The following is an 18,549-nucleotide window of genomic DNA, read 5'->3' on the forward strand; positions in this document are numbered from 1 at the left end:
GCGGCAGGAAGAAGCCGGAAGTTGCATCCAGCCGAGGCCGGCCCGGATCGCGGGGGCGCCGCCTTGGTGGTACGCGACTTTCTCATCCCTAGTTGGACGTGGACCCGATTGTGACGGTGCTCAGTAACAAGCGCGAAGTCGAGGTCGACCTCGACGACCAGGTGCCGGGGGCGCCTGCGTCCTCGCTCGTGCCGGTGACCGCAGACCCGGCCCTCGACCTGGCCCCGCCCGCGCGGCGGACGTTCGGCGCGAGCGTGCGCGCCTACGTCGCGCTGACGAAGCCGCGCGTGATCGAGCTGCTGCTGATCACCACCATCCCGGTGATGTTCCTGGCGTCCGGCGGCGTCCCGGAGCTGTCCACCGTGCTGCTGACGCTGGCGTTCGGCACCATGTCCGCCGGCGCCGCCAACGCCATCAACTGCTACATCGACCGCGACATCGACGCCAAGATGCGCCGCACCCGGCGCCGCCCGCTGGCCCGCCACCAGGTCACCCCCGCCCGCGCGCTGATCTTCGGGGTCGGGCTCGCGGCGCTGTCCACGGCTGGGTTCCTCGTCGCCGTCAATCCGGTCGCCGCCGCCGGGTCGCTGTTCGCGATCCTGTTCTACGTCTTCGTGTACTCGCTGCTGCTCAAGCGGCGGACGTCGCAGAACGTCGTGTGGGGCGGCATCGCCGGGTGCATGCCCGTCCTCATCGGGTGGGCGGCGGTCACCGGCGGCGTCGCCTGGACGCCGTTCGTGCTGTTCGGCGTCGTGTTCCTCTGGACGCCGCCGCACACCTGGACGCTCGCGATGCGCTACCGCGACGACTACGCGGTCGCCAAGGTCCCGATGCTGCCGGTCGTCGCGACCGAACGCCGCGTCGTCACCGAGAGCCTCGTCTACACCTACGCCACCGTGGCGTGCTCGCTGCTGCTGTGGCCGGTCGCCGGGATGGGCCCGGTTTACGGCGCCGTCGCCGTCGTGCTCGGGCTGGTGTTCCTCGCAGAGGGCCACCGGCTGCTCCGCGCGGTGCGGGCCGGGGTGACCGGCGTCCACCTCCGGCCGATGCGGTTCTTCCACCTGTCGAACGTCTATCTGGCGCTGCTGTTCACGGCCGTGGCCGTCGACCCGATCCTGTACTAGCCGCTCCCCGGCGGCGCCGCCCGCCGCGGGCGGGTCTCCGTCCGCCCGTACCGGCCGTTACGCTTTCGCCACATGACGCATGTGGACCCCAAGGCGGTGCTCGAAGGGCGGATTCCGGGCCGGCCGCCGCTCGGAATGATCCTCGGGATGACCGTCTCGGGCGTGTGCGTCCTCATCGCGCTCGGCCTCACCGCCGCGCTCGGCGGGGCGGGGTTCTGGGTGGGGGTGCTCCTCGCCATCGTCCCGATCCCGATGCTGATCGCGCTCGCGCTCACCCTCGACCGGCTTGAGCCCGAGCCGCCGCGCGCGCTCGTCTTCTCCTTCCTGTGGGGCGCGGGCATCGCCGTGCTCGGCGCGCTCGTCCTCAACACCGCCGGGCTGCTGTACGTGACCGTCCCGATCTTCGGGGAGACCGAGGGCCACTTCGTCAGCGCCACGTTCGGCGCGCCGCTCATCGAGGAGACGCTGAAGGGCGCCGTCCTGTTCGGCCTGCTCTGGTTCCGCCGCAACGAGATCGACGGCTTCGCGGACGGGATCATCTACGCCGCCATGGTCGGCCTCGGCTTCGCCATGATGGAGAACATCACCTACTACATGCGCGCCTACGACGAGGGCGGCGCGCAGCAGCTCACGGCGGTGTTCGTGCTGCGCGGGCTGATCGCGCCGCTCAGCCACCCGCTGTTCACCTCGATGACCGGGCTCGGCGTCGCCTACGCCGCCACGCACCGGCGGGGCCAGTTCGTCGCGCCGGTCGCGGGCCTGCTCGGCGCGATGATCCTGCACGGGCTGTGGAACGGCGGCGCGTCGCTGGGGCTCGGCGGCCTCGGCGTCGTCTACGCGCTGGACTTCTGCGTCCTCGTAGCGCTGATCGTCATCGTGTTCGTGGAGCGCCGGGGGACGGTCCGCCGGATCGAGGCGTACCTGCCGATGTACGCGGGGACGGGCCTGGTCACCCCGCAGGACGTGCGGATGCTGCGCTCCATGCCCGCCCGCCGCGTCGCGCGCCGCTGGGCCCGCAAGGTCGGCGGCAAGACCGCGGCCCGCGCGATGACCGACTACCAGCTCGCGGCGACGGAGCTGGCGCTGCTGCACAAGCGCGCCGACCGGGGCGTCGCCGACCAGCGCTGGTTCGTCGCCCGCCGCGACTCGCTGCTCGGCCTGATGTCGCTGGCCAGGCAGGCGTTCCTGCGGACGCCGCCGCGCTTCGGGGCGGCGGGCCCGCCGTGGGCGGGCCAGGGGCCGTCCGGATTCACGCAGCCGCCGCCCGGGCCGCCGCCGGGCCCGCCCGGCCCGCCGCCCGGCCCCTACAGGACCTGACCGGGGGGCGGATCAGGGGCACGGGCGTCCGCCCATACGATTGGTGCCGTGGCAGAGCGACCCTCCTCCAATCTCCTGAACCGGGCCTGGGACGCCGTGTGGCGTCCGACACCCGGGTCGCTGCGGCTGCTCGCGCTGCTCGGCGTCATCGGCAACGTGGCCATCGTCGTCAGCGGCGGCGCCGTCCGGGTCACCAAGTCCGGGCTCGGCTGCCCCGACTGGCCGCGCTGCTCCGGCGACAGCCTCGTCCCGACGCACAACCCCGAGCACCACGTGCTCAACATGTCGATCGAGTTCGGCAACCGGATGATCACCTTCGTGGTGCTGGCCGTCGGCGCGCTGGTGTTCGTCGCGGCGCTGCGGCTGCGCCCGCGCCGCGAGCGCCTGGTGTGGTGGGCGCTGGCACAGCCGATGAGCGTGTTCGCGCAGGCGCTGATCGGCGGGATCGTCGTCCTGACCGAACTGCACCCGGCGGCCGTGTCGCTGCACTTCCTGGTGTCGCCCGCGCTGCTCGTCTTCTGCGTGACCCTGTGGATCCGGTCCGGCGAGGGCGACGGGCCGCCCCGCCCGCTCGCCGGGCCCCGGACGCGCCGTCTCGCCACCGCGCTGCTGGTGTCCTGCGCCGCCGTCATGGTCGCGGGCACCGTCGTCACCGGCACCGGCCCGCACGCGGGCGACGCCGACGCCCGCCGCTACGGCTTCGACATCACCGACGTCGCCCGCATCCACAGCGTCCTCGCGTGGGTCACCACCGCCCTGGTGGTGCTCATGGTGATCGTGCTGCACCGCACCGGGGCTCCCGCCGCGGCGCGCCGCCGCGGGCACGAGCTCGCCGGGCTCATCGTCGCGCAGGGCGTCGTCGGCTACGTCCAATACTTCCTGGGCGTCCCGGAGGGCCTGGTGCTGCTGCACATGCTCGGCTCGGTGCTGATGTGGCTCGCGGCGTTCCGGCTGTGCTTCGCGCTCCGGGACCGCGGGCCCGACCCCGCGGCGGCCGAACCGGCGGCGGCTCCCGCCCCGGTGGCCGAGGCTCAGCCCGCCTGACCCTTCCGCAGGAACTCGCGGAGCCTCTCCAGCGGCCAGGTGTTGATGACGTCGTCGGGCGTCAGCCAGCCGCGCTGCGCGGTGCCGACCCCGTAGCGGATGTTGCGGTGGTGGCCGAGGGAGTGCGCGTCGGTGTCGACGGAGAACTTCACGCCGAGCCGTTTCGCGCGGCGGACCAGGTCGGCGGGCAGGTCGAGCCGGTCGGGGAAGGAGTCGATCTCCATCGCGGTGCCGGTGCGGGCCGCGGCGCGGAACACCTCGTCCCAGTCGGCGTCGACCGGCGGGCGGCGGCCGATGCTCCGGGCGGTCGGATGCCCGATGACGTGGACGTGCGGGTTCTCGCACGCGCGGACGAGACGGCGCGTCATCGCCGCCTGGTCCTGCGTGAAATGGGAGTGGACGGACGCCACGCACACGTCGAAGGCGGACAGGAAGTCGGCGTCCCAGTCGACGCCGCCGTCCGGGTCGATGTTGAGCTCGGTGCCGTGCAGGAGCGTCAGGTCGCGGTACCGCTTCTGCAGCTCGGCGACCTGGCCGCGCTGGGCGAGCATCTTCTCGTCGGTCATCCGCTGCATCACCAGGTCGGGCGCGTGGTCGGTGATCGCGTAGTACTCCAGGCCGCGGGCGTGCGCGGCGGCGACCATGTCCTCCAGGGAGGCGACGCCGTCGGTCAGGTCGGTGTGGCTGTGCAGGTCGCCGCGCAGGTCGCCGACGGTGACGAGCCGGGGCAGCTCCCCGGCGAGGGCGGCCTCGATCTCGCCGGTGTCCTCCCGGAGCGTCGGATGCACCCACGGCAGGCCGAGCCGCTCGTAGACCTCCTCCTCCGTCTCCGACACGATCAGCTCGTCCGACTCGGCGTCGAACAGCCCGTACTCCGACAGCTTGAGGCCCGCCTTCACGGCGATCTCGCGGGTGCGGATGTTGTGCGCCTGCGACCCGGTGAAGTACTGCAGCGCGGCGCCCCACGACTCCGGCGGGACGACCCGCAGGTCGACCTGCAGCCCCTTGGCGGTGCGGATCGAGGTCTTCTTGTCGCCGCTCGCGATGACCTCCGCGACGAACGGCAGCGCCGTGAACGCCTCCATGATCGGGTGCGGGTCGCGGGACGCGGCGAGGACGTCCACGTCGCCGATCGTCTCCCGCATCCGGCGCAGCGACCCGGCGTGCTCGCAGCGCTCCACCTGCGGCAGCCCGGACAGGGCCGCGACGACCTCGTCCGCGATGCTCGCGGCGGCGTCGACCAGGACGCGCTCACCGGCACTTCGCATCAGCTCGATGCCGCGGAGGATGTTCTCCTCCGTCTTCGCGCCGAAGCCCTTCAGGCCCTTCAGCCGCCCCTCCTTGATCGCGGCGGCCAGCTCGTCGACCGAGGAGATGCCGAGCTCCTCGTACACGGCGAGCGCCTTCTTCGGGCCGAGCGTGGGGATGGCGGTCAGCGCCCTGACCCCGGCGGGGATCTGCGTGCGCAGCTCCTCGACCTGCCGGATCGTGCCGGTCTCGTTGTAGTCGAGGACCTTCTTCGCGATCGCCTCGCCCACGGTAGGGATCTTGCGGAGCCCGGCCAGGTCGAGGCCGGAGATGTCGTTGGGATGGCCGGCGATCGCCCGCGCCGCCTTCTCGTACGCCCTGATCTTGAACGCGTCGCCGCCGGTGATGGACAGCAGGTCGGCCAGTTCCTGGATGAGGGCCGCAGCCTCGTCGTTCGCCCGTGCCATGCCTTCGAGTCTAGAAGCCGGGTCGGACGTTCCCTGATCGGACGGGGCCTCAGCGCAGCGGTGCGACGGGGCCGTTCGGGTCGTCCATCCGGGCGCGCAGGACCTCTTCGGCGATCGCGGAGACCTGCTCCTCCGGCAGCAGCCTGAACCCGTCCTCGGTGACGACCGCGATCGTCGGGTAGATGCGCCGCGTCATGTCAGGGCCGCCGGTGGCGGTGTCGTCGTCGGCCGCGTCGTACAGGGCCTGGACGCACACGGTCGCCGCGTCCTCCAGCGACAGATCGTTCCGGTAGAGCTTCTTCAGCGAGCCGAGCGCGTAGGGGGAGCCGGAGCCGTCGGCGTGGAACTCGCGGGCCTCCTGCGGGGCGCCGGTGATGTCGTAGGTGTAGATCCGGCCCTCGCCGGTGTCGGGGTCGTAGCCGGTGAACAGCGGGACGACCGCGAGGCCCTGGAGCGCCTGGGCGAGGTTGGCCTGGATGACGGCGCCGAGGCGGCGGGCCTTGCCCGGGAGCGACAGCGGGACGGTCTCCATCTTCTCGTAGTGTTCCAGCTCCACCTGGAACAGCCGGACCATCTCCAGCGCGAGCCCGACCGTCCCGGCGAACGCGACGGCGGAGTACTCGTCGCCGCGCTGCACCTTGTCGAGGCGGCGGTAGGCGATGCGGTTGCCCTGGGTGGCGCGCCGGTCGCCCGCCATCATGACCCCGCCCGGGAACGTCAGCGCGAGGACCGTGGTGCCGTGCGGCAGCTCGGGGACGTCCCCGTCCGGCACCCGGTTGACGGGCAGCAGGTCGGGGGAGTGGACGCGCAGGAAGTCGACGAACGACGCCGACCCCGCCTCGAAGAACTCGGGCGGGATCCCCTGGTCCTCGGTCCGGCCGATCACGGCGGCTCCTCTCCGCTGGACGATCCTTGATCCGATCCTTCCACGCTGCCACAGCCCCCCGCCACTTACGCCTTTGCCTTGTGGGGGGACGACCCCCCACGCCCCCCGGTTCGCTGCGCTCAGGCTTCGGGCGCTTCCGGCGGGTCTTTCTGGCTGCGGGTGGCACCCGCGCAGGCGACTATGACGCAGCAGATCGCGATCCACTGGCGCCCGGTGAGGATCTCGCCGAGCAGCGCCATCCCGACCAGCGCGGCCACGGCGGGCTCCAGGCTCATCAGGATCCCGAAGACGCGGGCGGGCATCCGCCGCAGCGCCTCCAGCTCCAGCGAGTACGGGATCACCGACGACAGCAGCCCGACACCGAGGCCGATCAGCAGCAGCCACGGGTCGAGCAGGGCCGACCCGCCGGACGCGACGCCCAGCGGCAGGATCGCGATCGACCCGATGACGCTGGCGAACGCCAGCCCGCTGGAGCCGGGGAACCGCTGCCCGGTGGCGGCGGTCAGCAGGATGTAGGCGGCCCAGCACGCCCCGGCGAGCAGCGCGAACGCGACCCCGACCGGATCGAGGTCGGCGGCGCCGCCCCTGGCTAGCAGGACCACGCCCGCCCCGGCCAGCACGACCCACAGCGCGTCCCTGGGACGCCGGGACGCGACGATCGACACCGCCAGCGGCCCGAGGAACTCGATCGTCACGGCCACGCCCAGCGGGATCCGCGCGAACGACTGGTAGATCGAGAAGTTCATCAGCGCCAGCGCTAGCCCGAAGCACGCGGCGATGGCGAGGCTGGAGCGGGAGTGGTCGCGCAGGATCGTCCGCAGCGCCTTGCGGGTCAGGATGCCCAGCACGATCGCGGAGGTCAGCAACCGGATCGTCACCACCGCGCTCGGCGGCAGCCGGTCGAACAGGTGCTTGGCCATCCCGGCCCCGACCTGCAGCGAGATGATGCCGAGCAGGATCAGCGCGGGCGGCGGCACCGACCCGAGCGACAGCATGCGGCCGCGCCCGGCCGCCCGCGTCGCCCCGCCGAACGACCCGGGCGCCTCAGCGAGTGCCATCCGCTACTCCCATTTGAAGAACCTTGCGGCCAGGACGAGGCCCGCCGCGGCCCACACCGCGAGGACGAGGAGGGGGGTGGCGGGGAGGGCGGTACCGTCCTGGAGGACCTCCCGCAGGCCCTCGGCCAGCGCCGAGATCGGCAGCAGCTCCAGCGCGCTCTGCACGCCGCTGGGGAAGTCGTCCAGCGGGAAGATCACGCCGCCGGCGGCCAGGAGCAGGATGTAGACGAGGTTGGCGGCGGCGAGGGTGGCCTCGGCGCGCAGCGTCCCGGCCATGAGGAGCCCGAAGCCGCTGAACGCGGCCGTCCCGAGCAGCAGCAGGACGATCACCGAGCCGGGGTCGCCGGCCGGGTGCCAGCCGAGCGCCAGCGCCACCGCGCAGATCACGGCGGCCTGCACCGCCTCGACGGCGAGCACGGCGAGGGTCTTGGCGGCGATGAGCCCGCCGCGCGGCAGCGGCGTCGCGCCGAGCCGCTTCAGGACGCCGTAGCGGCGCTCGAAGCCCGTCCCGATCGCCTGCCCGGTGAACGCCGTCGACATCACCGCGAGCGCGAGCACGCCCGGCGCGAGGAAGTCGATCCGGCGGCCGGGCCCGAGGTCGAGGAGGGACGTGGCGCTGAACAGCACCAGCAGCACCACCGGGATGATCAGCGTCAGCAGCAGCTGCTCGCCGTTGCGCAGCACCGCGCGCACCTCGAACCCGGTCTGGGAGAGGATCATCCGCGGCAGCGGCGCGGCGCCGGGCGCGGGGGACAGATCCATGGTCACGAGCGGAGCTCCCGTCCGGTCAGTTCGAGGAAGACGTCCTCCAGGGTGCGGCGCTCGATCCGCAGGTCTTCGGTCATGACACCGTGGGAGGCGCACCAGGCGGTGACGGTGGCGAGCAGCTCGGGGTTCACGTCCGCCTCGATCAGGTAGTGCCCGGCGGGCGACTCCTTGGCGGCGCTACCGGCGGGCAGCGCCGACAGCAGCTCCTCCAGCCCGAGGCCGGGCCGGGCGCGGAAGCGCAGCTGCCGCTCCGCGCCGGTCAGCTCCTCGGGGGCGCCCTCGGCGACGACCTTGCCGTGGTCGACGATGACGACGTGGTCGGAGAGGCGCTCGGCCTCCTCCATGTTGTGCGTGGTGAGGACGACAGAGACCCCGGCGGCGCGGAGCTCCTCGATCAGCGTCCAGGTGGCGTGCCGGGCCTGCGGGTCGAGGCCGGTGGTGGGCTCGTCGAGGAAGACCAGCTCCGGGCGCCCGACGACGGCGACGGCCAGCGACAGCCGCTGCTGCTGGCCGCCCGACATGCGGCGGACCTGCGCGCGGGCGTGCCCGGCGAGCCCGAGCCGCTCCAGCAGCGCGGACGCGTCCAGCGGCGCGGCGTGGAACGAGGCGGCGAGCCGCAGGAACTCGCCCGCGCGGGCCGTTCCGGGCACCCCGCCCGACTGCGGCATCACCCCGACCCGCGGCTTCAGCGCCCGCGCGTCGGCGACCGGATCGAGGCCGAGGACGCGGGCCGTTCCCGAGTCGGCCCGCCGGAACCCCTCGCAGATCTCGATCGTGGTGGTCTTGCCCGCGCCGTTCGGGCCGAGCAGCGAGGTGACCGCGCCCCGGGCGGCGGTGAGCGACAGGCCGTCCACGGCGGGCGGCGCGCCGCCGGCCGGGCCATAGCGCTTCACGAGCATGTGCAGCTCGACGGCGCCGTCTCCGGGGGGTGTCATGCCCACGAGTTTAGGTCGGCTGTATTCATGGCGGTGCCCTCCTCCTTCGGCCCTGGCGGGTCTCCATCGTCGGGCTCCGCGTGCGATCGCTGCATCGCTCCGTCTCGCCTGGCGGCTCGCTGCGCGATCAGTTTCTCACTCCGCTCGAGACCGCCTTCGGTCGCGATCGCGACGTTCGAGGTTGTCGCGTGGTTGCGGTGACGGCTGGTGTCGGCGTGGAGACGGATCTAGTTTCCGCCACGTGCGGCGGGGAATTGACCGCCTGTCGCCGGGGCGGGGGCCTGGGACCGGCGGCTGGGGCTCGTCATCGGCGCCGGGTCCCGAGGAGGTGGGGATGGGGTTCCATGTCGACTCGGAGGTCGGACGGCTGCGGGGGGTGCTGCTGCACCGGCCCGAGCTGTCGCTGAAGCGGCTCACCCCGTCCAACGCCGCCGACCTGCTGTTCGACGACGTGCTGTGGGTCAAGCGCGCCGTGGAGGAGCACGAGGAGTTCGAGGACGTGCTGCACGCGCAGGGCGTCCGGACCTACCTCGTCCTCGACCTGCTGCGCGAGACGATCGAGAACCCCGAGGCCCGCGTGCACATCCTCGACGCCGTCGTCGACCCGCACTGGTTCGGGCCGCTCGCCGTCGACGCGATCCGCAACTGCTTCGACGCCATGGACGCCGCCGAGCTGAGCGCGTTCCTCGTCGGCGGGATCACCAAGCGGGAGATGCTGGAGCGGATGCCCGAGCCCGCGTCGATCGCGTTCCACTCCATCCCGCTGGACGGGTTCATCCTGCCGCCGCTGCCCAACCACCTGTTCACCCGCGACACGTCCTGCTGGATCTACGACGGCGTGTCGATCAACACGATGCGCAAGAAGGCGCGGATGCGGGAGACGGTGAACATGGAGGCCGTCTACCGGTGGCATCCGCTGTTCGCCGACGGCTACGGCAGGCCCGGCACCGAGGGCGGCTTCCACGTCTGGAACAAGGGCATGGAGATGGCCCCGGCGACGCTGGAGGGCGGCGACGTCCTGGTCATCGGGAACGGAGCCGTCCTGGTCGGGATGAGCGAGCGGACGCAGCCGCAGGCCGTCGAGATGCTCGCCCAGTCGCTGTTCGCCGCCGGTTCGTGCGGGCGGATCGTCGCGCTGCGGATGCCGCAGAAGCGGGCGTTCATGCACCTCGACACCGTGATGACCATGGTGGACCACGGCGTGTTCACCAAGTACGCGGGGATGGGGATGCTGCCGTCGCACACCATCGAGCCCGGTGACACCGAGAAGGAACTCAAGATCACCGACCATCCGCCGGAGGACATGGACCGGGCGATCGCGGCGGCCCTCGGCCTGGACGCGATCAAGGTCCTCGTCCCGACGCAGGACGTGTTCGCCGCCGAGCGCGAGCAGTGGGACGACGGCTCAAACGTCCTGGCCGTGTCGCCCGGCGTCGTCGTCGCCTACGAGCGCAACGCGACGGGCATCAACCATCTGCGCCGCAACGGGATCGAGGTCATCACGATCCGCGGCAGCGAGCTCGGCCGCGGGCGCGGCGGCCCGCGCTGCATGTCCTGCCCGATCGAGCGGGACGCCTGACGCCCACGACCGGCAAGGAGAGTCATGGGGTTCAACCTTCGCGGGCGCAGCCTCCTCAAGGAGCTCGACTGCACGCCCGGCGAGTTCGGGTTCCTGCTCGACCTCGCCGCCCAGCTGAAGGCCGCCAAGTACAGCAGGGCGGAGAACCCGGCGCTGACCGGCAGGAACATCGCGCTGATCTTCGAGAAGACCTCCACCAGGACCCGCTGCGCCTTCGAGGTCGCCGCGCACGACCAGGGCGCCCACGTGACCTACCTCGACCCGAGCGGCACCCAGATCGGGCACAAGGAGTCGATGAAGGACACCGCGCGCGTCCTCGGACGGATGTTCGACGGCATCGAATACCGGGGTTCCAGCCAGAAACTCGTCGAGGAACTGGCCGAGTACGCGGGCGTCCCGGTGTGGAACGGCCTGACCGACGATTGGCACCCGACGCAGATGCTCGCCGACATGCTCACCATGCGCGAGCACACCCACAAGCCTCTGCGGGACGTCACGTACGCCTATCTGGGCGACGCCCGCAACAACATGGGCCACTCGTACGTCGCGGCCGGTGCGCTGCTGGGGATGAACGTCCGGATCGTCGCGCCGCGCGCGCTCTGGCCGGACGAGGAGACGGTCGTCAAGCCGTCCAGGGCGGTCGCCGCCACCACCGGCGCGGAGATCACCCTCACCGAGGACGTCCAGGAGGGCGTGCGCGGAGCCGACTTCGTGATCACCGACGTGTGGGTGTCGATGGGCGAGCCCGCCGAGAAGTGGGACGAGCGCATCGCGCTGCTGCGCCCATACCAGGTCAACGCCGAGGTCATGCGGGCGACCGGCAACCCGGACGCGAAGTTCATGCACTGCCTCCCCGCCCTCCACAACCGGGAGACCGCCGTGGGCGAGGAGCTCTACCGAAAGACCGGCATGGAGGGCCTGGAGGTCACCGAGGACGTGTTCGAGTCCGCCGCCTCGATCGTGTTCGACGAGGCGGAGAACCGGATGCACACCATCAAGGCGGTCATGGTCGCGACGCTCGGCTGAGGCGCCGGGGGCGCGGGCCGGAGACGAGGGGGAGGGACACGATGCGCGTGGTCGTCGCGCTCGGAGGGAACGCGCTGGTCAAGCGCGGTGAGACACCGGACGCCGGGTTGCAGCGCCGCAACGTCGACCGGGCCGTGCGGGCGCTGGCGCCGCTCGCCGAGCGGCACGAGCTGATCGTCACGCACGGGAACGGGCCGCAGGTCGGGGTGCTGGCGCTGGAGAGCGTCAACGACCCGAACCTGACCCGCCCCTACCCGCTCGACACGATCGGCGCCGAGACGCAGGGCATGATCGGCTACTGGATGCTGCAGGCGCTGCAGAACGCGCTGCCCGGCCGCCAGGTCATGGCGATGATCAACCAGACGCTGGTGTCGGCGGTGGACCCGGCGTTCGAGAACCCGACCAAGTTCGTCGGCCAGGTCTACGACCGCGACGAGGCGGAGAAGCTCGCCGCCGAGTACGGCTGGACGGTCCGCCAGGACGGCGACGGCTGGCGCCGCGTCGTGCCGTCCCCGCGCCCGCAGCGGGTGATCGAGACCCGGCTGATCAGGGAGCTGGTCCGGCTCGGGACGGTCGTGGTCTGCGCGGGCGGCGGCGGCATCCCGGTGTTCCGCAACGACGTCGGGCGGCTGGAGGGCGCCGAGGCGGTGATCGACAAGGATCTGACCGCGTCCGTCCTGGCCGAGAGCATGGACGCCGACGCCCTGCTCATCCTCACCGACGTGCCGCGCGTCATGCGCCACTACGGCACCCCCGAGCAGGAGGAGATCGTCCACACCACCCCCCACGAGCTGCGCGCCGAGGACTTCCCCGCCGGGTCGATGGGCCCGAAGGTCGAGGCGGTGGCGAGCTTCGTCGAACGCACCGGGGACATGGCCGCGATCGGGCGGCTCGACGAGTGCGTGCGGATCCTCGACGGCGATGCCGGGACGATCGTCACCCCCAACGCGACCTGGCCGCTGGCGAGCACGCTGTGAAGACCGGCACGGAGACCGCGCCGGTCTCGTTCGCGCGGAGCCTGCTGCGGACCAAGCCCGTCGACCGGATCGTCGCCGAGGGCGGGCAGGGCGAGGGCGGCGAGCTGAAGCGGACGATGAGCCTCCTCCAGCTCACCCTCTTCAGCGTCGGCGCGACGCTCGGCACCGGGATCTTCGTCGTCCTCGGCGAGGCGGTGCCGCTGGCCGGGCCCGCGGTCGTGCTGTCGTTCGTCCTCGCCGCCGTCACCGCGCTGTTCTCGGCGCTCTCCTACGCCGAGCTGGCCGGGACGATCCCCGTCTCCGGCTCGTCCTACTCCTACTCCTACGCCACGCTCGGGGAACTGGTCGCGTGGGTGTGCGGCTGGTGCCTGCTGCTGGAGTACGCCGTGTCGGTGTCGGCCGTCGCGGTCGGCTGGGGCTCCTACCTCAGCGCGTTCTTCGACGACGCCGCCGGGTTCACGATCCCGGAGGAGGTGGCCGGGCCGCCCGGCGAGGGCGGGATCGTCAACCTCCCCGCCGTCGTCGTGGTGATGCTCGCGACGTTCCTGCTGCTGCGCGGGACGTCCGAGAGCGCCACCGCCAACACGATCATGGTGTTCCTGAAGATCGGCGTGCTGCTGTTCTTCTGCGCGGTCGCGTTCACCGCGTTCGACTCGGGGAACCTGAGCTCGTTCGCGCCGATGGGCTTCGCCGGGATCAGCGCGGCCGGGTCCAAGGTGTTCTTCTCCTACATCGGCTTCGACGCCGCCTCCACCGCGGGCGAGGAGGCCAAGAACCCGCGCCGCGACCTGCCGCTCGCGATCATCCTGTCGCTGGTCATCGTGACCACGATCTACGTGCTGGTCGGCCTGGCCGCGGTCGGCGCCATGCACTGGGAGCGGTTCGACATCAGCGGCTCCGAGGCGTCGCTGGCGGCGGTGCTGGACGAGGCGACCGGCGAGACCTGGCCGTCGATGATCCTCTCGCTCGGCGCGGTGATCGCCATCGCGAGCGTCGTGCTCACCGTCATGTACGGGCAGACCCGCATCCTGTTCGCGATGTCGCGCGACGGGCTCGTCCCGCCCGTGTTCCAGAAGGTCAGCCCCGGGCGCCGCGTCCCGGTCGCCAACACCCTGATCGTGGCGGCGTTCATCTCGATCCTCGCCGCCGCGATCCCCCTCGGCCGCCTCGTGGACGCCACCAGCATCGGCACCCTGTTCGCGTTCGCGCTGGTCAGCCTGGGGGTCATCGTCCTGCGCCGCACCCGCCCCGACCTGCCGCGCAGCTTCCGGACCCCGTTCTACCCGCTGACCCCGCTCCTCGGCGTCGGGTTCTGCGTCTACCTCATGGTCGGCCTGGGCGGGGTGACGTGGCTGGTGTTCCTGCTGTGGAGCCTCATCGGCCTGGCCGCGTACTTCCTGTACGGCCGCCGCCACTCGCGACTGGCGGACGGACCCGCGGGAAGGGGCACGCCATGAGGATCCTGGCCGGCTACTCCTCCGACGACCGCGGCACCGACGCGCTCGCGCTGGCGGCGCTGGTCGTCCGGGCGGCGGATGCGCGGCTGGTGGTAGCCAACGTCCATCCGCCGCCGTGGCCCGCGCGCGGCCCGGGCTCCGTCGACGCCGAATGGGTCGCCTACCTCCAGGGCGAGTCGCAGGCCGCCCTCACCGAGGCCGCCGAGATCCTCGCCGCCTCGGACGTCCCGGAGTCGGACGTCACGCTGCGCGTCCACTCCCACCGGGGCAGCGGGCGCGGGCTCATCGAGGTCGCCAGGGCGGTCGGCGCCGACCTGATCGTGATCGGCTCGGCGCCGCGCGGGCGGCGCGGCCGCATCGCCATCGGCAGCACCGCCGACCAGCTCCTGCACGGCTCGCCCGTCCCCGTCCTGCTCGCCCCGCGCGGCTACGCCGACGACCCGCCGGGCCGGTTCGAGCGGATGACCGTCGCGTACTGGCGCCAGCGGGACGCCGACGGCCCGCTGGCCGCCGCCGCCGAGATCGCCGCCGCGCTGGAGGTGCCGATGCGGCTCCTCACGCTCGTGCTGCGCCCGCCCGGCATCGCGGCGAAGTTCACCGACAGCGGCGGCGTCCTGGACCGCCAGGCGGCCCAGGCCGACGACGATCTGCGCGACGCCGCCGCGCGCTTCGGCGGCGGCTCGCCCGTGGAGCGGCTGACCGCCGTCGGCACGGGCGTCGCCAAGACCCTCGGCTCCGTCGATATGCTGCCGGGCGAGGTGCTGGCCTGCCTGTCCAGCCATGGCGGGCCGCTGCGCAAGGTCTTCCTCGGGGAGGGCGCCCGCAAGATCGTCCGCGCCGCGTCCTGCCCGGTGCTCCTCATGCCGCGCGGCGCCGCCCCCGGCTCCGGTCGCGGACCCGCAGATTAGGTAAGGCTTACCTGCGTGAGGCACGACATCGGGAAACCGGTGTTTGCGGGGAAGTAATTACGGCACACTGATGTTGTGAAAAACGTGAGCGAGGACCGGACCAGCGCAGAGGCCGCCACCGCGCGGCCCCTCGGCGTGCCGTCCGTGCCCGCCCACGCGCCAGGCCACACCGAGCGTGACACACGCGCGCGGGTGGCCCGGCTCATCCTCGAGCACGGCCCGGTCACGGCGTCCACGCTGGGGGAGCGCGTCGGCCTCACGCCCGCCGCGATCCGCCGGCACCTGGACGCGCTGCTGGCCGACGGCATGATCGAGGTCCGCAAGGCACGGACGCCGCAGGCCAGGCGTGGCCGGGGACGTCCAGCCAAGTGGTTCGCGATCACCGACGCCGGCCGCAACGCGTTCGTGCACGCCTACGACGACCTGGCGACCAGCGCGCTGCGGTTCATCGCCGAGACGGCAGGCGACCACGCGGTCGCCGAGTTCGCCCGGCGCCAGATCGCCGATCTGGAGCAGCGCTACCGGCCCGTCGTGCAGCAGGCCCCGCCCCACCAGCGGGTCCGCACGCTCGCCGAGGCGCTGTCGGGCGACGGCTACGCGGCCGCCGCGGCGAAGGCGCCCCAGCCGGGCGGCGGCGAGCAGCTGTGCCAGCATCACTGCCCCGTCGCGCACGTCGCCGCGGAGTTCCCGGCGCTGTGCGAGGCCGAGACCGAGGCGTTCAGCCGCCTGCTGGGCACACCCGTCCAGCGGCTGGCCACGATCGCCCACGGCGACGGCATATGCACCACCCACGTCAGCCCCCGCTCGCTCTGCGGCGGCGACGAGGAACGCACACCGACAGATGACGAGGAGTCCGGAGGGACCCCCATATGACTACGGCAGCCCACCCCGAACTGGAGGGGCTCGACAAGTACAAGTTCGGCTGGGCCGACTCCGACGAGGCCGGGGCCTCGGCGCGGCGCGGCCTGAACGAGGACGTCGTCCGCGACATCTCGGGCAAGAAGGACGAGCCCGACTGGATGCTCGCCCTGCGCCTCAAGGGGCTGCGGCTGTTCGACAAGAAGCCGATGCCCACCTGGGGCTCCGACCTGTCGGCCATCGACTTCGACAACATCAAGTACTTCGTCCGCTCCACCGAGCAGCAGGCGGGCTCCTGGGAGGAGCTCCCCGAGGACATCAAGAACACCTACGACAAGCTCGGCATCCCCGAGGCGGAGAAGCAGCGCCTCGTCGCGGGCGTCGCGGCGCAGTACGAGTCGGAGGTCGTCTACCACAAGATCCGTGAAGATCTTGAGGAGAAGGGCGTCATCTTCCTCGACACCGACACCGGCCTGCGCGAGCACCCGGAGATCTTCCAGGAGTACTTCGGCTCGGTGATCCCCGTCGGCGACAACAAGTTCGCCGCGCTCAACACCTCGGTCTGGTCGGGCGGCTCGTTCATCTACGTCCCGCCGGGCGTGCACGTCGAGATCCCGCTCCAGGCCTACTTCCGGATCAACACCGAGAACATGGGCCAGTTCGAGCGGACGCTGATCATCGCCGACGAGGGCTCCTACGTCCACTACGTCGAGGGTTGTACCGCTCCGATCTACAAGTCGGACTCGCTGCACTCCGCCGTGGTGGAGATCGTCGTGAAGAAGGACGCCCGCGTCCGCTACACGACCATCCAGAACTGGTCCAACAACGTCTACAACCTGGTGACCAAGCGCGCCGTCGCCTACGAGGGCGCGACGATGGAGTGGGTCGACGGCAACATCGGCTCCAAGGTCACCATGAAGTACCCGGCCGTGTACCTGCTCGGCGAGCACGCCAAGGGCGAGACCCTGTCGATCGCCTTCGCGGGCGAGGACCAGCACCAGGACGCGGGCGCCAAGATGGTGCACGCCGCGCCGAACACCTCCTCCAGCATCATCTCCAAGTCGGTGGCGCGCGGCGGGGGCCGCACGTCCTACCGCGGGCTGGTGCAGATCCAGGAGGGCGCCGAGCACAGCAAGTCCACCGTGAAGTGCGACGCGCTGCTCGTCGACCAGATCAGCCGGTCCGACACCTACCCCTACGTCGACGTCCGCGAGGACGACGTCGAGATGGGCCACGAGGCCACCGTCTCCAAGGTGTCGGAGCAGCAGCTGTTCTACCTGATGAGCCGCGGCCTCACCGAGGACGAGGCGATGGCGATGATCGTGCGCGGGTTCGTCGAGCCGATCGCGCGCGAGCTGCCGATGGAGTACGCCCTTGAGCTGAACCGGCTCATCGAGCTGCAGATGGAAGGAGCCGTCGGCTGATGGGGCTCGATGTCAAGCCTCTCTCGACGCTGCACGACAAGGCGTCGTACGACGTCGGCGACTTCGACGTCCCGACCGGCCGCGAGGAGGAGTGGCGGTTCACGCCGCTGCGCCGCCTCCGCGGCCTGCACAACGGCACGGCCGACGCCGACGGCAAGGTCCTGGTCGAGGTGGAGGCGGCGCCGGAGGTGACCGTCGAGACCGTCGGCCGCGACGACGCCCGGCTCGGCAAGGCCCACGTCCCGTCCGACCGGGTCAGCGCGCAGGCGTGGAACTCGTTCACGCAGGCCACCGTCGTGACCGTGCCGAAGGAGGCCGTCGCGTCGGCGCCGACCGTGCTGCGGCTGCGCGGCGAGGACGCCTCGGCCGCCGCCTACGGCCACACCACCGTGATCGTGGAGCCGTTCGCGCAGGCCACCGTCGTGCTGACGCACCGCGGCCCGGCGACCTACGCCGACAACGTCGAGTTCGTCGTCGGCGACGGCGCCCGCCTCTCGGTGATCAGCCTGCAGGACTGGGCGGACGGCAGCGTCCACGTGTCCCACCAGCACGCCCGCCTCGGCCGCGACGCCCGGTTCGTCTCGCACAACGTCTCGCTCGGCGGCGACGTGGTGCGGATCTCGCCGTCCGTCGCCTACGAGGGGCCCGGCGGCGACGCCGAGCTGTACGGCGTGTACTTCGTGGACGGCGGCCAGCACCTGGAGCACCGCCTCCTGGTCGACCACACCGTCCCGAACTGCCGCAGCCGCGTCGACTACCGCGGCGCCCTGCAGGACCAGGACGCCCACGCCGTCTGGATCGGCGACGTGATCATCCGCGCGGAGGCGGAGGGCACCGACACCTACGAGCTGAACCGCAACCTCGTCCTCACCGACGGGACGCGGGTCGACTCCGTCCCGAACCTGGAGATCCTCACCGGCGAGGTCGCCGGCGCCGGGCACGCCTCGGCGTCCGGGCGCCTCGACGACGAGCACCTGTTCTACCTCCGGGCCCGCGGCATCACCTTCGACGAGGCGCGCCGCATGGTCGTCCGGGGCTACCTCGGGCAGCTGATCGAGCGCATCGAGGTCGCCGAGGTCCGGGAGAAGGTGCAGGAGGCCATCGAGGCCGAGCTCGACCGGGGGGCTCGATGACGTACGTGAAGGTGTGCGCGCTGGACGAGGTCCCTCCGGACGGGGCGCTCGCCGTCGAGGTCGACGACACGCCCGTCGCCATCGCGCGCAGCGGTGAGGACGTGTACGCCCTCAACGACATCTGCTCCCACGCCGAGGTCTCGCTGTCCGAAGGCGAGATCTACGACGGCACCATCGAGTGCTGGCTGCACGGGTCCTGTTTCGACCTGCGCACCGGCAAGCCCACCAATCCTCCGGCCACGCAGCCGGTCGCCACATACAAGGTCAAGGTCGAGGACGGCGACGTCTACGTCTCGCTCGCCGCCGACGACTGACGACCCCACGACAAAGGGACATCACG

17 protein-coding genes are annotated in these 18,549 nt (G+C 71.9%); 12 read left to right on the plus strand and 5 right to left on the minus strand.

Annotation, left to right across the window (positions count from 1 at the left end; translation table 11 throughout):
* The first annotated feature begins 110 nt into the window (after positions 1-110).
* From ACH34S_RS21290 to ACH34S_RS21300, 3 genes are all read left to right on the plus strand, one after another.
* A complete protein-coding gene (locus ACH34S_RS21290; protein WP_395954439.1) occupies positions 111-1,124 on the plus strand; it encodes a heme o synthase in 1,014 nt (337 codons plus the stop codon).
* Positions 1,125-1,196: 72 nt separating this feature from the next.
* Positions 1,197-2,441: a PrsW family intramembrane metalloprotease gene (locus ACH34S_RS21295; protein ID WP_395954440.1), complete on the plus strand. Its 1,245-nt coding sequence runs from the start codon at positions 1,197-1,199 to the stop codon at positions 2,439-2,441.
* A 48-nt stretch (positions 2,442-2,489) separates the two neighbouring features.
* Positions 2,490-3,485 carry a heme A synthase gene (locus tag ACH34S_RS21300; protein ID WP_395954441.1) on the plus strand — a complete coding sequence of 332 codons (996 nt, stop codon included), beginning with the start codon at positions 2,490-2,492 and terminating at the stop codon, positions 3,483-3,485.
* On the opposite strand, the gene polX is transcribed toward ACH34S_RS21300, so the two are convergent.
* The 5 genes from polX to ACH34S_RS21325 form a co-directional block, all read right to left on the minus strand.
* Complete coding sequence (gene polX / locus ACH34S_RS21305) at positions 3,473-5,200, minus strand: DNA polymerase/3'-5' exonuclease PolX (protein WP_395954442.1); 1,728 nt, start codon at positions 5,198-5,200, stop codon at positions 3,473-3,475. The two genes, ACH34S_RS21300 and polX, sit on opposite strands and share 13 nt — an antisense overlap.
* Positions 5,201-5,249: 49 nt before the next feature.
* A complete protein-coding gene (prcB, locus tag ACH34S_RS21310) occupies positions 5,250-6,086 on the minus strand; it encodes a proteasome subunit beta (protein ID WP_395954443.1) in 837 nt (278 codons plus the stop codon).
* Between the two features lie 119 nt (positions 6,087-6,205).
* Positions 6,206-7,144: an EamA family transporter gene (locus ACH34S_RS21315; protein WP_395954444.1), complete on the minus strand. Its 939-nt coding sequence runs from the start codon at positions 7,142-7,144 to the stop codon at positions 6,206-6,208.
* A gap of 3 nt (positions 7,145-7,147) precedes the next feature.
* A complete protein-coding gene (locus ACH34S_RS21320; protein WP_395954551.1) occupies positions 7,148-7,906 on the minus strand; it encodes an ABC transporter permease in 759 nt (252 codons plus the stop codon).
* Between the two features lie 2 nt (positions 7,907-7,908).
* Positions 7,909-8,847: an ABC transporter ATP-binding protein gene (locus ACH34S_RS21325; protein ID WP_395954445.1), complete on the minus strand. Its 939-nt coding sequence runs from the start codon at positions 8,845-8,847 to the stop codon at positions 7,909-7,911.
* 334 nt (positions 8,848-9,181) lie between these two features.
* Between ACH34S_RS21325 and ACH34S_RS21330 the strand changes: the two genes are divergently transcribed.
* The 9 genes from ACH34S_RS21330 (at position 9,182) to ACH34S_RS21370 (ending at position 18,523) form a co-directional block, all read left to right on the plus strand.
* Positions 9,182-10,426: an arginine deiminase gene (locus tag ACH34S_RS21330; protein ID WP_395954446.1), complete on the plus strand. Its 1,245-nt coding sequence runs from the start codon at positions 9,182-9,184 to the stop codon at positions 10,424-10,426.
* Between the two features lie 24 nt (positions 10,427-10,450).
* Entirely contained in the window at positions 10,451-11,452 is a 1,002-nt protein-coding gene (gene argF, locus ACH34S_RS21335; protein ID WP_395954447.1) for an ornithine carbamoyltransferase, read from the plus strand.
* A gap of 41 nt (positions 11,453-11,493) precedes the next feature.
* Positions 11,494-12,429: a carbamate kinase gene (gene arcC / locus ACH34S_RS21340; protein ID WP_395954448.1), complete on the plus strand. Its 936-nt coding sequence runs from the start codon at positions 11,494-11,496 to the stop codon at positions 12,427-12,429.
* Entirely contained in the window at positions 12,426-13,886 is a 1,461-nt protein-coding gene (locus ACH34S_RS21345; RefSeq protein WP_395954449.1) for an amino acid permease, read from the plus strand. The genes arcC and ACH34S_RS21345 overlap by 4 nt, the downstream gene beginning before the upstream one ends.
* Positions 13,883-14,794 (plus strand): universal stress protein, encoded by a 912-nt coding sequence (locus ACH34S_RS21350; protein WP_395954450.1) that lies wholly within the window; start codon positions 13,883-13,885, stop codon positions 14,792-14,794. The genes ACH34S_RS21345 and ACH34S_RS21350 overlap by 4 nt, the downstream gene beginning before the upstream one ends.
* A gap of 84 nt (positions 14,795-14,878) precedes the next feature.
* Entirely contained in the window at positions 14,879-15,667 is a 789-nt protein-coding gene (locus tag ACH34S_RS21355) for a helix-turn-helix transcriptional regulator (protein WP_395954451.1), read from the plus strand.
* Positions 15,664-17,076 (plus strand): Fe-S cluster assembly protein SufB, encoded by a 1,413-nt coding sequence (gene sufB / locus ACH34S_RS21360; protein WP_395954452.1) that lies wholly within the window; start codon positions 15,664-15,666, stop codon positions 17,074-17,076. Before ACH34S_RS21355 ends, sufB begins: the two co-directional genes overlap by 4 nt.
* Entirely contained in the window at positions 17,076-18,209 is a 1,134-nt protein-coding gene (sufD, locus tag ACH34S_RS21365; protein ID WP_395954453.1) for a Fe-S cluster assembly protein SufD, read from the plus strand. Before sufB ends, sufD begins: the two co-directional genes overlap by 1 nt.
* Positions 18,206-18,523 (plus strand): non-heme iron oxygenase ferredoxin subunit, encoded by a 318-nt coding sequence (locus ACH34S_RS21370; protein ID WP_395954454.1) that lies wholly within the window; start codon positions 18,206-18,208, stop codon positions 18,521-18,523. Before sufD ends, ACH34S_RS21370 begins: the two co-directional genes overlap by 4 nt.
* Positions 18,524-18,549: the final 26 nt, after the last annotated feature.

It is taken from the genome of Actinomadura sp. 3N508 (genome assembly GCF_044326375.1).
Taxonomy (GTDB): domain Bacteria; phylum Actinomycetota; class Actinomycetes; order Streptosporangiales; family Streptosporangiaceae; genus Spirillospora.

Bases quoted from the DNA above. Each gene is read 5' to 3' on its own strand.
- sufB (WP_395954452.1), top strand. From the start codon at position 15,664: ATGACTACGGCAGCCCACCCCGAACTGGAGGGGCTCGACAAGTACAAG.
- ACH34S_RS21320 (WP_395954551.1), bottom strand. From the start codon at position 7,906: ATGGATCTGTCCCCCGCGCCCGGCGCCGCGCCGCTGCCGCGGATGATC.
- argF (WP_395954447.1), top strand. From the start codon at position 10,451: ATGGGGTTCAACCTTCGCGGGCGCAGCCTCCTCAAGGAGCTCGACTGC.
- ACH34S_RS21370 (WP_395954454.1), top strand. From the start codon at position 18,206: ATGACGTACGTGAAGGTGTGCGCGCTGGACGAGGTCCCTCCGGACGGG.
- ACH34S_RS21325 (WP_395954445.1), bottom strand. From the start codon at position 8,847: ATGACACCCCCCGGAGACGGCGCCGTCGAGCTGCACATGCTCGTGAAG.
- arcC (WP_395954448.1), top strand. From the start codon at position 11,494: ATGCGCGTGGTCGTCGCGCTCGGAGGGAACGCGCTGGTCAAGCGCGGT.
- ACH34S_RS21350 (WP_395954450.1), top strand. From the start codon at position 13,883: ATGAGGATCCTGGCCGGCTACTCCTCCGACGACCGCGGCACCGACGCG.
- polX (WP_395954442.1), bottom strand. From the start codon at position 5,200: ATGGCACGGGCGAACGACGAGGCTGCGGCCCTCATCCAGGAACTGGCC.
- ACH34S_RS21295 (WP_395954440.1), top strand. From the start codon at position 1,197: ATGACGCATGTGGACCCCAAGGCGGTGCTCGAAGGGCGGATTCCGGGC.
- ACH34S_RS21315 (WP_395954444.1), bottom strand. From the start codon at position 7,144: ATGGCACTCGCTGAGGCGCCCGGGTCGTTCGGCGGGGCGACGCGGGCG.
- sufD (WP_395954453.1), top strand. From the start codon at position 17,076: ATGGGGCTCGATGTCAAGCCTCTCTCGACGCTGCACGACAAGGCGTCG.
- ACH34S_RS21330 (WP_395954446.1), top strand. From the start codon at position 9,182: ATGGGGTTCCATGTCGACTCGGAGGTCGGACGGCTGCGGGGGGTGCTG.